Below are 13483 nucleotides of genomic sequence, written 5' to 3' on the forward strand. Positions count from 1 at the left end.
CGCCTTTCAGCCGGGTCAAGACCTCGCGTTCTACGCTAGTGGCACGCATCCTCGCACTCCCCGCCCGGACCCCTTCCCCTGTACGCCGGTCGCGAACGACAGGCGAGTTCCCAGCGAGAGAGGTCCTCCGTGGCGCTGTTCGACGAGAACGTGACGATCACGCCCGCCCCGCGGCGGCGCCTGAGCCGCTCGGCGCTGGTCGGCGTGTGGGCTCTGGCCGTGTCGATGGTGGTCCTGCTGATCCTCACGTTCCTCCCGACGGCCTACGTCATCCAGCGTCCCGGCCCCGTGTACAACACCCTCGGCACGGCGACCTCGGCGGAGGGGGACGAGGTCCCGCTCATCTCGGTCGCAGGGGCCGACACGTACCCGACCGAGGGCACGCTCGATCTCCTGACGGTCCAGGTCGTGGGTAACCGCGAGCGCACGCCCTCCTGGTTCGAGCTCGCGACGGCGTGGTTCGACCCGACCAAGGCCGTCCTGCCGATCGACGCGATCTTCCCCGAGGATCAGACGAGCGAAGAGCGCAACGAGGAGAGCTCCGCGCTCATGATCGACTCGCAGAAGGAGGCCACGGCCGCCGCGCTCACCGAGCTCGGCTACGACGTGGGGTCGCACATCACAGTGCACTCGCTCCTGCAGGGATCGGCGGCCGAGGGCCTCCTCGAAGAGGGGGACGCGGTCATCGCGGCGAACGGGACGCCCATCGCGAGCGCGGACGACCTCCGCGAGATCGTCAATGCCGGTGCCGGTGCTCCCGTCGAGGTGACAATCGAGCGCGACGGCGAACAGCAGACCATCAGCATCACGCCGAACGAGAACGAGGTCGAGGGCGAGACGGTGTGGCTCCTGGGCGTCCAGCTGCAGAGCGACTACGACTTCCCGATCGACGTCACGATCCAGCTGAACAACGTCGGCGGTCCGTCGGCGGGCATGATGTTCGCCCTCGGCATCATCGACACGCTCACGCCGGGCGAGCTCAACGGGGGAGAGGATGTCGCCGGCACAGGGACGATCTCCTCCGACGGGACCGTCGGACCGATCGGCGGCATCCAGCAGAAGCTGTGGGGCGCGTCCGGCGCCGGTGCCGACTGGTTCCTCGCCCCCGAGGCCAATTGCGACGAGGTCGTCGGCCACATACCGCCGGGCCTGCGCGTCTTCTCCGTCGAGGATCTCGACGACGCTCTCACGGCCCTCGAGGCGATCAGAGGCGAAGGCGAACTCGACGCGCTGCCGACCTGCCGGTCCTGAACATGCCCGACCCCCGGCGAGACGTCGTATGGCGCTGGGGGAATTCGGAGAGTTCGCCCAGCGCGGACGCGGCATCGCCTGTGAACCGCCCGCCTAGGATGAAGAAGTGACCACGACGTCAGCGCCCGCCCCGGCCACACCCTCTCGCACCCGACGCATCCTCGCCATCACCTTCGCGATCATCGCTGCCCTCGTGGTGGCGTTCTTCATCTTCGCGAACCTGTTCGCCGACTGGCTCTGGTACGAGCAACTCGGCTTCCAGTCGGTGCTCGTGACGCAGTGGGTCGCGCGCCTCGTGATGTTCGCCGTCGGATTCCTCGGCATGGCGGTCCCCGTGTGGCTCTCGATCCAGCTCGCCTACCGGCTGCGCCCCGTATATGCGCGGCTGAGCTCGCAGCTGGACCGCTACCAGGAGGTCGTCGAGCCGCTCCGGCGCCTGGCAATGTGGGGCATCCCCATCTTCTTCGGCTTCTTCGCGGGCTTCGCCGCGTCGGCGCAGTGGGAGACGACCTGGCTGTGGATCAACGGTGTCACGACGTCGACGACCGACCCACAGTTCGGGCTGGACACGGGCTTCTACCTCTTCGCGATGCCGTTCTACAGCACGCTGCTCGGGTTCGTCTCGGCCGTGCTGCTGGTGTGCCTCCTCGTGACGGCGCTCGTGTCGTACCTCTACGGCTCGGTGCGCGTGGGTCAGCGCGAGCTGCGCATCTCCAAGGCCGCGCGCATCCAGCTCGCGGTCCTCGCGGGTCTCTACCTCCTCGTGCAGGCGGCGAGCCTGTGGCTCGACCGCTACAAGACGCTCATCGAACCGGGGGACCGCATCGTCGGACCCGGCTACGTCGGCACGCACGCCGTCATCCCGGGGCTCACGATCCTCTCGATCGTCGCGATCCTCGTGGGCGTCCTGTTCTTCGTCACCGCGATCATCGGCCGCTGGCGCTACCCGCTCATCGCGACGGGTCTGCTGCTCGTCTCGTCGATCGTGCTCGGCGTGGCCTACCCGTGGGTTCTCAACACCTTCCAGGTGCGCCCGAACCAGTTCGCGCTGGAGGAGCAGTACTACCAGCGCGCCATCGACATGACGCAGGACGCGTACGGCATCGACGGCCTCGACAAGAGCGATTACACGGCGACGACGGATGCCGAGTCCGGGCAGCTGCGCGCGGATGCCGCCACGACGGCGCAGATCCGCATCATGGACCCCGCCATCATCAGCCCGACGGTGAAGCAGCTCGAGCAGTACCGCTCGTACTACCAGTTCGCCGACCCGCTGGACGTGGACCGCTACGACATCGACGGGGTCTCGCAGGACACCGTCGTGTCGGTGCGCGAGCTCGATGTGAGCCAGCTCGGGAACGCGGCGTCCTGGCAGAACACGACACTCGTCTACACGCACGGCTACGGGCTCGTCGCGGCGAAGGGCAACGACCGTACGTCGGACGGCAACCCAGTCTTCATCGAGCGCGGCATCCCCGCTTCGGGCGTCCTGACGACGCAGGAGGAGTTCGAGCCCCGCGTCTACTTCGGCGAGGACTCGCCCCTGTACTCGATCGTCGGCGCCCCCGCGACGACCGCGCCCATCGAGCTGGACTACCCGGAGGGCGAGGACGGCGCGTCCGAGACGAAGACGACGTTCGAGGGCGATGGCGGACCGAGCGTCGGCAACGTCTTCAATCGCCTCATCTACGCGCTGAAGTTCCAGTCCGAGCAGATCCTGTTCTCGGACTACGTCAACGAGGACTCGCAGATCCTCTACGACCGCAACCCGCTCGACCGCGTCCAGAAGGTCGCGCCGTACCTCGAGCTGGACAAGGACCCGTACCCGAGCATCGTGGACGGCCGCATCGTGTGGGTCGTCGACGGCTACACGACGAGCGACAGCTACCCCTACTCGACGATCGTGAGCCTCTCGCAGGCGATCGCCGATGCGAACAACGAGGCGCCGCGCGTCGCGCTGGACAACATCAACTACATCCGCAACTCCGTCAAGGCGACCGTCGACGCGTACGACGGCTCGGTCAAGCTCTACGCGTGGGACGAGGAGGACCCGATCCTCCAGGCGTGGCAGAAGGTGTACCCGTCCACGCTCAAGCCGATCTCCGAGATGTCGGGCGATCTGATGAGCCACGTGCGCTACCCGACCGACCTGTTCAAGGCGCAGCGCGCGATGCTGGGCGTGTACCACGTCGACGACGCGCAGTCCTTCTACCAGCGTGACAACGCGTGGAAGACCCCGGACGACCCGCAGAACCCCAACTTCCTGCAGCCGCCGTACTACCTCACGATGCAGATGCCGGGTCAGGAGGTGCCGTCCTACTCGATGTTCACGAGCTTCATCCCGGCCGGTGAGAACACGAGGAACGTCCTCATGGGCTACCTCGCCGTCGACTCGAATGCGGGCGACGAGGACGGCGTGAAGGCCGAGGACTACGGAAAGCTCCGGATGCTGGTGATCGACGCGGATACGAGCGTGCCCGGCCCCGGCCAGGTGCAGAACACGTTCGACGCGGATCCCCAGGTGTCGGCGTTCATCAACATCCTCCGCCAGGGCCAGTCCGACGTGCTCAACGGAAACCTCCTGACGCTTCCCGTGGGCGGCGGCCTGCTCTACGTGCAGCCGGTCTTCGTGCAGTCGTCTGGCGCCACGAAGCTCCCGACCCTCCAGAAGGTGCTCGTCTCGTTCGGCAACCAGGTCGCCTTCGAGGACACGCTCAACGAGGCGCTCGACGCCCTGTTCGGCGGCGACTCGGGTGCCGGTGCCGGCGACGCGGGTGTGACGCCCACGCCCGACACGACCCCGACGCCCGGGGCGACGCCGGCGCCCGAGCCGACGGAGCCGACGGAGCCCCCGGCCGACGAGTACGAGGCGGCGCTCCAGGAGGCGCAGCAGGCGATGATCCAGCGCGAGGAGGCCCTGCAGGCCGGCGACTGGGCCGCCTACGGCGAGGCGGATGCGCGCCTCACGGCGGCCGTCGAGAAGCTCATCGAGCTCGGGGAGCAGTAACCCTCGGTCCGAGGTTCGTGAAGCCGGGCGCGCGGAGCGCCCGGCCTCACGCCGTCAGGAACCAGTACCAGATGAGCAGCAGCGTGACGCCGAAACCCGTGAGCTGGTTGAGCCACAGGAAGCGGTCCCAGCCGCGGGTGGCAGCATCCGCCGTCTCGTCCGTGATGCTGCGGAACGGCCACACCGTCGCGAGGTAGGGGAGGGCGAGGACGGCCGCGAGGGGCCCGGGCCACACGGTGGCGAGCATGACGATGCCCGCGGCGGCGTAGCAGGCGAGGGCGAACCGCACCGTCCACCGAGCGCCGCGCGCCGTCGCGATCGACGAGATGCCGGCTTCACGGTCGGCCACGACATCCTGGACCGCGCCGAAGGCGTGCGACGCGACGCCCCACAGCGCGAACGCGAGGACGACCGCGACCAGCTGCCACGTCCAGGCCGCACCGGCGAGGACGAGACCGTAGACGGCGGGGGAGAAGAAGTGGATGCTGCTGGTCACCGAGTCCAGGAACGGGCGCTCCTTGAGCCGCAGCGGCGGCGCGCTGTAGAACACCACGAAGAACAGGCTCGCCGCGAGCACGAACCTCGACGAAGGCGATCCCGCGATCACGAGGAACACGACGAAGGGCAGGCAGGACAGGCCCGCCGCCCACAGCGTGATGCGATGCAGCCGCCGGTCGAGGACGGCCCCGTGCGCGCCGCCCTTGCGCGGATTGCGGAGATCGGACTCGTAGTCGAAGACGTCGTTGATGCCGTACATCGCGAGGTTGTAGGGCACGAGGAAGAAGATCGTGCCGACGATCAGGATGACGTCGATCTCGCGCGTCGTCATGACGTACGCGGCCGCGAAAGGGTACGCCGTGTTGATCCAGCTCACGGGGCGCGACGAGACGAACAGCGTGCGCAGGACCGCGGAGGCGCGCAGCGGCTCGGTCGTGCTCATGCGGCCCTCCGCGGCGCGAGGAGCGTGAAGACCGCCGGGACGAGGAAGGCGGCGCACACGGGATAGGCGAAGTCCTCCAGCGGGGCCAGGCCGATCCGTACGCCGCTGATGAGCTCACCGGGGTACGTGAAGAGCCCTGCGGCGATCATGAGGCTGTCGAACACGGCGGTGAGCAGCCCGAGCACGACCGCCGCAGCCGTCGAGGCCGCCATCCGCCGCCCGAAGTGCGGGCGCCGGATCGTCGCGAGCGTCACGACGACGGTCACGAGGGCGAACGGGACGATGAGGAGCGCGTACGTCATGCCGCGCCCCCGCCAGCGCTCCCGCGCGCGTCGGACCGGCCCTTCCGCGCGCGGTCGCCGATCCGTCGCGAGCCGGCCCAGACGACGAGCGCGAGGTAGCAGAGGAACGCGAGGAAGAGCGGCTCCTCGAGCGGAAGGTGCGGCGCGAGGTCCACGCCGACGTAGAGCGGACTGTCGCCCTTGACGAAGACGCCGGACGCGATCCCTGCGGCGTCCCACGCGAGGAAGAAGGCCGTCCCGATCCCCACGGCGGCCGCGGTCCGTCCCGGCGCCGCAGGCGCGACCAGACGCAGCCGGACGTCCAGGAGCGCGACACCGGCGAACGAGATGAGGATCGCGAGCAGGTAGAGTCCCGGCACGTCAGACCCTGGCCACGGCGGGTTCGGTCAGCGGCCCTGGCGAGCGATCGCCCCGCAGCCGCTTGACGACGAGCTCGGCGGAGATGAGGCACATCGGCAGTCCGATGCCGGGCAGTGTCGACGCCCCCGCGTACAGGAGGCCGTCGACGCGCTTGGAGGCGTTGCGAGGGCGGAAGACGGCGCTCTGGCCGAGCGTGTGCGCGAGTCCGAGCGCGTTTCCCCGCCACGCGTGGAGGTCGGCCTCGAAATCGCCCGGCGCGATCGTGCGGCGGACGATGATGCGGTCCGCGAGATCCGGGATGCCGCACCACTGCGCGACCTGCCGGACGACGGCATCCGCCGCCTTCTCGATGCGCGGGTCGCCGTCGCCGTCCTCGCCGCCGCGGCCGAGACCGGGATCGGCGGGCACCGGCACGAGCACGAAGAGGTTCTCGTGCCCGGGCGGGGCGACGCTCGGGTCCGTCGCGCTGGGCTTGCAGACGTAGAGCGAGGCGGGGTCCGGGATGCTGCTCCCGCCCCCGAAGATCCGCTCGAAGTTGTCTTGCCAGTCGCGCGTGAACAGGAGCGTGTGGTGCGCGAGCTGGGGCAGCTCGCCCTCGACTCCGAGCAGGAGCAGGAGGGCTCCCGGGCTCGGGGTGCGCTTGGCCCACCACGACTCCGGGTAGCTGCGCAGCTCGGGCGGGAGCAGGCTCGTCTCGGTGTGGTGCAGATCTGCCGTCGAGACGACGAGGTCGGCGGCGATCGACCGGCCGTCGGCGAGGCGGACGCCGGACGCGATACCGTCCCGCGTCTGGATCTCGGTGACCTCCGCGCGCGTCTGGATCTCGACGCCCCGCGCGCGGGCGAGCCGCTCGACGGCGCGGATCACCTCCGTGAGCCCGCCGCGCGGGTACAGCACGCCCTCGTCGAGGTCGAGGTGGCTCATGAGGTGGTAGAGACTCGGCACGCCGTAGGGCGAGCCGCCGAGGAAGACGGCGGGGTAGCCCAGGATCTGCTGCAGCCGGAGGTCCGTGAAGCGCCGCGCGATGTGCGACGCGAGCGTGCGGGTCAGCAGGGGCGCGAGGCGCGGCAGCCGGCGCAGCAGCTCGGGGTCGCGCAGGCCCGCCGTAGTCTCGTACGCGTCGTAGAGGAAGCGCGTGATCGACAGGTCGTACGCGTCCGCGGCCGAGTCGAGGTACTCGCCCAGTCGTGAGCCGGCACCGGGTTCGATGCCCTCGAACAGGGCGGTCGCGGCATCCCGGCCCGATACGACGTCGAGGGGTGCCGCGTCGCCCTCCGTGTACACGCGGTACGCGGGGGAGAGGGGGACGAGGTCGAGTTCATCGGCCGCCGTCGTCCCGAGCAGCCGGAAGAAGTGGTCGAAGACCTCCGGCATGAGGTACCAGCTGGGGCCCGTGTCGAAGCGGAAGCCGCCGGAGCGCCAAGAGCCGGCGCGGCCGCCGACGTCGTCGCCGGCCTCGAACAGCGAGACGGTCCAGCCCTCGGCCGAGAGGAGCGTCGCCGTGGCCAGGCCCGCGATGCCGCCGCCGACCACGACGGCGCGCCCCGGCTCGCGAGGAGTGCGCGCTCGGGTCATGCGCGGACGCTCCGCGGCGCGAAGCCCATCCACGCACGCGCCGCCAGCGCCGCCTTGACCGGATTCGGCACGCGGACTCGCGTGTCGCCCGCGGACTCGCTCCGCAGGCGCCAGGCGAGTGCCGCGAAGAGATCGTGCGCGGCGGTGACGGCCCGGCGGCAATCGGCGGGCAGTTCGGGGATGACAGCGGCAGCGCACGCGAGGTCGGCGTCGATCCGCGCGAGCACGTCGGCCCGCGTCGAAGCGCCGAGGTAGTCGCGTCCGAGCTCGCCGGCATCGTGGTCCAGGTCGCGGAGGAAGTTGACGTCCTGGAAGGCCGCGCCGAGTCGTCGCGCGCCCTCGACGAGGTGAGGTTCGGCGATCCGCGGCGCAGGGGACCCGGCGTTGACGAACGCCTGCAGGCACATGAGGCCGACGACCTCCGCCGAGCCGTACACGTAGACGTCGTGGGACGCCCCGTCGTGCGAGCTCGTCGTGATGTCGGTGCGCATCGACGCGAAGAAGGGGCGGATCAGATCCTCGCGGATGTCGCATTCCCGTGCCGTGCGGGCGAAGGCGTGGACGACCAGGTTCGCGCTGAACCCGCGCTCGATCGACGCGAGGGTCTCGCTCTCGAAGTCGTCGAGGACGCCGCGCTCGGCGTCCGCATCGAGGCCCGCCGCTGCGGCGGGGCCGTCCACGATCTCGTCGGCGACGCGGACCAGCGCGTACACGTTCCGCACGTGCGGGCGCACGCGCGGGCCGAGCATGCGCGACGCGAGGCCGAACGACGTCGAGTACGCCGCGATGACGGCGGCCGCGGCATCCTCCGCCGTCCGGTCGTACAGGGCCAGCCCCGTCATGCCGTCAGCCGTGCGCTGCCCGATCACGGGACGCGCTCCGCGATGGCCCGCGCGAGGTCGGTCACGAGTGCACGCGCCTCGGCGGGCAGTGCGGGATCGGATGCCGCGTCCCGAGCCTCGGCGAGCGTCCGGTCGATGAGCGCGAGCAGCGCGGCTCGGGCGCCGCTCTCGTCGAGCGCGCGCTGCGCCTCGCGCACCGCGATGGGGCCTGTGTGGGCGACGGCGAGGGCGGCGTTCACCCGGTTCCACGACGTCGAGTCGCGCGCGAGGGCGATGAGCGGCGTGCGCTTGGCCTCGCGCAGATCTCCGCCCGCCTCGCGTCCCGCCTGTGCCGAGGACCCGAAGGCGCCGATCAGGTCGTCGGCGAGCTGGAAGGCCAGGCCGAGGCGCCCGCCCGCGACCTCGAGGGCGGCCTGAACGGCGGTGGGTGCACCGGCCAGGACAGCACCGGCGCACAGCGGCGCCGTGAACGAGTACACCGCCGTCTTGTCGTGTGCCGCGCCGAGGAGCGCTTCCGGGTCGGCCCAGTCCTTCGCGACGGCGTGCTCGACGTCGGCGAGCTCGCCGGCGGCCGAGACGAAGACGGCGTCGTCGAGGAGCGCCAGCAGGCGTTTCCGGTCCCTCGCGCCGAGGTCGGCGAGCGCGATGAGGCGGCACGCCTCGTGGAGCAGGAGGTCGCCCGCGAGGATCGCGGCCGCGTCTCCGAGCAGTGCCTCGCCCGAGGCATCCGCCCCCTTGCGGCGCGCCCGCGCGCGGAATTCGCCCGCGACGTTCGGGATGCCGCGGCGCACGGTGTCATGGTCGATGACGTCGTCGTGCACGACGAACGCTGTGTGCAGCAGTTCGAAGGCAGCGGCGACCGGGTACAGGGCGGCCGTCGATGGGGCGCCGCCGCAGGCCTCGAAGGCGGCGACGACGAGGAACGGGCGGAACCGCTTGCCGCCGTCGGCGGCGCGTGCGATGGCATCGCCGAGAGCCGGGAACGAGCCGCCGAGTCCTTCTGCTCGGGTGCGGATGCGCTCGACGGCCGTACTGATCGCGGCGTCGATCGCCGCAGCGGGCGCGGGGGCGAGGCCGATCACGATGCTCGTCGCCGCTCGTGCGGCGAGCTCCGGTCGAACAGGTGAAGCTGCTGAGCCTGCAGCACGAGCCAGGGGCTGAACGCCCACGGCGTGGCTTCGAGGGATGCCGCGAGGTCGGCGGGATCGACCCACTTCGCGTCGACGACCTCGAGCGGGTTGAGGACCGGCTCGTCGTCGGTGAGTGCCGTGTAGACCGGGCAGAGCTCGTGCTCGACCATGCCGTTGGCGTCCGTTGCGCGGTAGCGGAAGAGGGGGAGCGCCAGCTCGATGTCGTGCAGCGTGATGCCGAGCTCGTATTCGGCGCGGCGGTGGACCGCTGTCAGCACCGGTTCGGCGGGACGCGGGTGGCCGCAGAAGGAGTTGCTCCACACGCCGGGCCACGTCGTCTTGCCGAGCGCGCGGCGTGTCACGAGGACCTGACCGTCGGCGTTCACGACGTGGCAGGAGAATGCCAGATGGAGGGCCGTCTCGGTGCCGTGCACGCTGCTCTTGGGGGCGGTGCCGATCTCGCGGCCGTCATCGTCGAGGAGGACGACGTGATCTGTATCGGTCATCGTGGATCCTTCCGGGATCGCTAGCCTATCTAGCAATATCGTTCCGCCGATGATACAAGGGGACGGAAGGAGTGTCCACATGTCGCAGCGATGGGAGCCGCAGACGCCCCGCGATCACGGGGTCATGGACGTCCTGCGCGCCATCCGCGCCCTCGGCGACGCCATGGACCGCATGCACAGCGGCATGAAGGGCGACATGGACATGAACGCGACGGATGTCGCGGCGCTGCGCATGCTGATCATGCGCGAGCAGCGCGGCGAGACGGTCAGTCCTCACGACCTCGCCGACCACCTCCGCATCTCGACGGCCTCGACGACGAAGCTCCTCGACCGGCTCACCTCCTCCGGCCACCTCGAGCGTCGGCCGCACCCGCATGATCGCCGGGCGCGGGTCGTCGTCCTCACGCAGCAGTCCCGGGATGACTTCTACAAGCACATGGGCGAGCGTCTCAGGGCTATGCGCGGCGTCACCGACGGGTACGACGAGGCGGAGCTGAGGGTCGTGACCCGGTTCCTGCTGGAGCTGAGTGAGGCGATCGACCCGGCTGAGTGACGCGGGGATCGGGTGGCCGCGGCTGGCTAGAGGTGGCTGCGGGGTTGGGGACACGCCGGGTTGCGTTTACAGAGGCTGTCAGCTTGGGTCGGCGGCGCTGGCGCGTCGCCTCGTGCGTTGGGTTTAGGTGGCGGGGACAGGATTTGGCCACGCGCCCACTCCACGAATCGCCGGCGCGATTCGCGGAGCCTCTGGCGCGTGGGACCGCCTGCGGGCAGGGTAAAAGGGCCGGTCCGCGCAGGAAAAAGAAGAAGGCCCCGCATAGCGGGGCCTTCTTCTTTTTGTTGCGGGGACAGGATTTGAACCTGCGACCTCTGGGTTATGAGCCCAGCGAGCTACCGAGCTGCTCCACCCCGCGGCACAAGAAGAAAGCCTAGCACGGGTTTTGAGTGGTCGACGACACGGGGTGGGTTGCTTGCCTGCCGCGCGCACCGCGGGCGAGGATGAACGCATGACCTCAGGGCGAGATTCCGACCCCCGTGACGCCACGGTCGACGGGCGAGACGAGAGCCCCGCCGAACGCGCCGACCGCAACTGGATCGAGGTCCTCCAGGAGCTGCGCGTGCTGCAGACGGGCACGCAGATCCTCACCGGATTCCTGCTCGCCCTGGCGTTCCAGCCGACCTTCGCGGATCTCACCGACTCGCAGCGCACGTTCTACCTCGTGCTGGTCGTCCTCTCGGCGCTGAGCACGATCATCGCCCTCGCCCCTGTCGCGCTTCACCGCGTCGTGTTCCAGCAGCGCATGAAGCGCGCCGTCGTCGCCTACGGCCATGCGGCGCTCATCACGGCGCTCATCACGGTCGCCGCACTCGTCGTGGGCGTCGTCGCCTTCGTGTTCGACATCGTCGTGAGCGACGATGCCGCCGTGACGGTCGCGATCGTCCTCGCAGTCGTGATCCTCGTGCTGTGGATCGTCGCGCCGCTCGTGATGCGCGCGCGGCGCCGAGCGGAAGGGGACCGATGACCGCCGCCGCCCTCGCCGTCGCGCAGTTCTCCCCGACCGCGGATGCCGACGCCAACCTCGAGCTGATCGGCGAGCTCGTGGCCACAGCATCCGATCGTGGCGCGCGTGTCGTCGTCTTCCCCGAGTACTCCAGCTACTTCGTCGACCCTTTCGACGAGTCGCTCGCGGCAGGCGCGCAGGATCTCGACGGACCGTTCACGCGCGCTCTCACACGGCTTGCGGCCGACCGCGGGCTCATCATCGTCGCGGGGCTCCTCGAGAAGGGCGGCGACCCCCGGCGCGTGCGCAACACCGTCGTGGCGGTGGACGCGTCGGGCGTCATCGCGACCTACCGGAAGCTGCACCTGTACGACGCGTTCGGCCAGCGCGAGTCGGATTGGGTCGAGCCCGGCCGGGTCGAGGCGCCCGAGACGTTCGAGGCGGCGGGGCTGAGGTTCGGTCTCATGACGTGCTACGACCTTCGCTTCCCCGAGGTCGCGCGACTCCTCGCGGATGCCGGGGTCGACGTCATGCTCGTCCCGGCGGAATGGGTGAGGGGCCCGCTCAAGGAGCACCACTGGCGCACTCTCCTGCAGGCTCGCGCGATCGAGAACACGGTGTTCGTCGCGGCCGCGGATCACCCGCCGCCGCTCGGTGTCGGGCATTCGATGATCATCGACCCGCAGGGCGTCCAGATCGCGTCGGTCGGGACCGGCACGGACGTCGCCGTCGCGCATCTCGACCCGGGCGCCGTCGATCGCGTGCGCCGCGTCAATCCGTCGCTCGCGCTGCGCCGGCTGCGGGTCGTCGAGCGGGACTGAGGCCGCGGCTCAGCTCGACAGCGACGCGAGCCGCGATGCCGCCTCTTCGAGCACCTCGGTGCGCTTGCACGCCGCGAACCGCACGAGCGTCTCGTACCGGTGCCGCGACGCGGGTCGCGCGAAGGCCGTGAGCGGGATCGCGACGACGCCCGCGCGGTGGGGGAGCGCGCGGCAGAAGTCCGCGGCATCCGTCGCTCCCAGAGGCGCGGCATCCGCGACGGTGAAGTACGAGCCGGACGGCACCGACACCTCGAAGCCGGCCGCCGCGAGGCCCGCGCCCAGCACGTCGCGCTTCGCGCGCAGGGCGTCGGCGATCCCGGTGAAGAACGGGTCCGGCATCCGCAGCCCCGTCGCGATCGCCGGCTGGAACGGCGCGCCGTTGACATAGGTGAGCCACTGCTTCACAGCGAGCACGGCGTCGACGAGCTCGGCCGGGCCGGTCGCCCACCCGATCTTCCAGCCCGTCGTCGAGAAGGTCTTGCCGCCGGACGAGATCGAGACGGTCCGCTCCCATGCCCCCGGCAGGGTCGCGATCGGGGTGTGCGGCACGTCGAACACGAGGTGCTCGTAGACCTCGTCCGTCACGATGATCGCGTCATGGCGATGCGCGAGTTCGACGATCTCGGCACGCGTCTCGGCGGAGAACACTGCGCCCGTCGGATTGTGCGGGTCGTTGACGAGGATGACGCGCGTGCGGTCGGTGACGGCGGCGCGGAGCTCGTCGAGGTCGGGCTCGAACTCGGGCCAGCGCAGCGGGACGGTGACGAGCCGCGCGCCCGCCAGCGCGACCACAGCGGCGTACGAGTCGTAGTAGGGCTCGAAGACGACGATCTCGTCATCCGGGCTCGCGATGAACGCGAGGAGCGCGGACGCGAGCGCCTCCGTCGCGCCGGCCGTCACGAGGGCTTCGCGTGCGGGGTCGACGGCGAGGCCGTAGAAGCGCTCCTGGTGCTCCGCGATCGCCGAGAGGAGATCCGGGATGCCGCGACCGGGCGGGTACTGGTTGACACCGTGCGCGATGGCGGCGCGTGCCGCGTCGAGGACCTCCGCGGGCCCGTCCTCGTCGGGGAACCCCTGACCGAGGTTCAGGGAGCCCGTCTGCGCCGCGAGGGCGCTCATCTCGGCGAAGATGGTGGGGCGGACCGAACCGTCCGCGCCGACGAGCCCGGCGCCCTCGACGGTGCGCCGCCAGGCGCCCGGAATATCTCGCATCCGGCTCAGGCTACTCGCATAGACGAGTCCCAACCTGG

Annotated in this window: 13 protein-coding genes and 1 tRNA gene; 5 read left to right on the forward strand and 9 right to left on the reverse strand. The window is 70.4% G+C overall.

Going from position 1 to position 13483, the window contains the following annotated elements; genetic code table 11:
- Nucleotides 1-129 precede the first annotated feature (129 nt).
- Together ABZ477_RS00820 and ABZ477_RS00825 are read left to right on the forward strand one after the other, a co-directional pair.
- Nucleotides 130-1251, forward strand: a complete 1122-nt coding sequence (locus ABZ477_RS00820) for a S16 family serine protease (RefSeq protein ID WP_360126392.1) — start codon at nt 130-132, stop codon at nt 1249-1251.
- A 106-nt stretch (nt 1252-1357) separates the two neighbouring features.
- A complete protein-coding gene (locus tag ABZ477_RS00825) occupies nt 1358-4258 on the forward strand; it encodes a UPF0182 family protein (protein ID WP_360126395.1) in 2901 nt (966 codons plus the stop codon).
- Nucleotides 4259-4304: 46 nt separating this feature from the next.
- Here ABZ477_RS00825 and ABZ477_RS00830 read toward each other — a convergent pair whose 3' ends face one another.
- Genes ABZ477_RS00830 through idi form a run of 7 tightly spaced genes read right to left on the reverse strand, consistent with a single transcriptional unit; the run spans nt 4305 to nt 9913 of the window.
- Complete coding sequence (locus tag ABZ477_RS00830) at nt 4305-5198, reverse strand: prenyltransferase (protein WP_360126398.1); 894 nt, start codon at nt 5196-5198, stop codon at nt 4305-4307.
- Nucleotides 5195-5500 carry a lycopene cyclase domain-containing protein gene (locus tag ABZ477_RS00835; RefSeq protein WP_360126401.1) on the reverse strand — a complete coding sequence of 102 codons (306 nt, stop codon included), beginning with the start codon at nt 5498-5500 and terminating at the stop codon, nt 5195-5197. The genes ABZ477_RS00830 and ABZ477_RS00835 overlap by 4 nt, the downstream gene beginning before the upstream one ends.
- On the reverse strand, nt 5497-5859 hold the full coding sequence (locus ABZ477_RS00840) for a lycopene cyclase domain-containing protein (RefSeq protein WP_360126404.1): 363 nt from the start codon (nt 5857-5859) through the stop codon (nt 5497-5499). Before ABZ477_RS00840 ends, ABZ477_RS00835 begins: the two co-directional genes overlap by 4 nt.
- Nucleotide 5860: 1 nt before the next feature.
- Entirely contained in the window at nt 5861-7435 is a 1575-nt protein-coding gene (gene crtI / locus ABZ477_RS00845) for a phytoene desaturase family protein (RefSeq protein ID WP_360126407.1), read from the reverse strand.
- Complete coding sequence (locus ABZ477_RS00850; RefSeq protein WP_360126410.1) at nt 7432-8277, reverse strand: squalene/phytoene synthase family protein; 846 nt, start codon at nt 8275-8277, stop codon at nt 7432-7434. The genes crtI and ABZ477_RS00850 overlap by 4 nt, the downstream gene beginning before the upstream one ends.
- 23 nt (nt 8278-8300) lie before the next feature.
- Nucleotides 8301-9359, reverse strand: a complete 1059-nt coding sequence (locus ABZ477_RS00855; protein WP_360126413.1) for a polyprenyl synthetase family protein — start codon at nt 9357-9359, stop codon at nt 8301-8303.
- The gene (idi, locus tag ABZ477_RS00860; RefSeq protein WP_360126416.1) at nt 9356-9913 is read right to left on the reverse strand and encodes an isopentenyl-diphosphate Delta-isomerase; all 558 of its coding nucleotides are present in this window, start codon (nt 9911-9913) and stop codon (nt 9356-9358) included. Before idi ends, ABZ477_RS00855 begins: the two co-directional genes overlap by 4 nt.
- 79 nt (nt 9914-9992) lie before the next feature.
- On the opposite strand from idi, the gene ABZ477_RS00865 reads away from it, so the two are divergent.
- Nucleotides 9993-10466, forward strand: coding sequence for a MarR family transcriptional regulator (locus ABZ477_RS00865; RefSeq protein WP_360126419.1), 474 nt, complete (start codon nt 9993-9995; stop codon nt 10464-10466).
- A gap of 284 nt (nt 10467-10750) precedes the next feature.
- On the opposite strand, the gene ABZ477_RS00870 is transcribed toward ABZ477_RS00865, so the two are convergent.
- Nucleotides 10751-10824, reverse strand: a tRNA-Met gene (locus ABZ477_RS00870).
- A gap of 93 nt (nt 10825-10917) precedes the next feature.
- Here ABZ477_RS00870 and ABZ477_RS00875 point away from each other — a divergent pair.
- Complete coding sequence (locus tag ABZ477_RS00875) at nt 10918-11433, forward strand: DUF6328 family protein (protein WP_360126422.1); 516 nt, start codon at nt 10918-10920, stop codon at nt 11431-11433.
- Nucleotides 11430-12233: a carbon-nitrogen hydrolase family protein gene (locus ABZ477_RS00880; RefSeq protein ID WP_360126425.1), complete on the forward strand. Its 804-nt coding sequence runs from the start codon at nt 11430-11432 to the stop codon at nt 12231-12233. Before ABZ477_RS00875 ends, ABZ477_RS00880 begins: the two co-directional genes overlap by 4 nt.
- Nucleotides 12234-12242: 9 nt before the next feature.
- On the opposite strand, the gene ABZ477_RS00885 is transcribed toward ABZ477_RS00880, so the two are convergent.
- A complete protein-coding gene (locus ABZ477_RS00885; RefSeq protein WP_360126428.1) occupies nt 12243-13445 on the reverse strand; it encodes an aminotransferase class I/II-fold pyridoxal phosphate-dependent enzyme in 1203 nt (400 codons plus the stop codon).
- Nucleotides 13446-13483 lie beyond the last annotated feature (38 nt).

It is taken from the genome of Microbacterium sp. NPDC019599 (assembly GCF_040632175.1).
GTDB lineage: Bacteria > Actinomycetota > Actinomycetes > Actinomycetales > Microbacteriaceae > Microbacterium.

Bases quoted from the DNA above. Each gene is read 5' to 3' on its own strand.
- ABZ477_RS00830 (WP_360126398.1), bottom strand. From the start codon at position 5,198: ATGAGCACGACCGAGCCGCTGCGCGCCTCCGCGGTCCTGCGCACGCTG.
- ABZ477_RS00835 (WP_360126401.1), bottom strand. From the start codon at position 5,500: ATGACGTACGCGCTCCTCATCGTCCCGTTCGCCCTCGTGACCGTCGTC.
- crtI (WP_360126407.1), bottom strand. From the start codon at position 7,435: ATGACCCGAGCGCGCACTCCTCGCGAGCCGGGGCGCGCCGTCGTGGTC.
- ABZ477_RS00850 (WP_360126410.1), bottom strand. From the start codon at position 8,277: ATGACGGGGCTGGCCCTGTACGACCGGACGGCGGAGGATGCCGCGGCC.
- idi (WP_360126416.1), bottom strand. From the start codon at position 9,913: ATGACCGATACAGATCACGTCGTCCTCCTCGACGATGACGGCCGCGAG.
- ABZ477_RS00865 (WP_360126419.1), top strand. From the start codon at position 9,993: ATGTCGCAGCGATGGGAGCCGCAGACGCCCCGCGATCACGGGGTCATG.
- ABZ477_RS00875 (WP_360126422.1), top strand. From the start codon at position 10,918: ATGACCTCAGGGCGAGATTCCGACCCCCGTGACGCCACGGTCGACGGG.
- ABZ477_RS00880 (WP_360126425.1), top strand. From the start codon at position 11,430: ATGACCGCCGCCGCCCTCGCCGTCGCGCAGTTCTCCCCGACCGCGGAT.
- ABZ477_RS00885 (WP_360126428.1), bottom strand. From the start codon at position 13,445: ATGCGAGATATTCCGGGCGCCTGGCGGCGCACCGTCGAGGGCGCCGGG.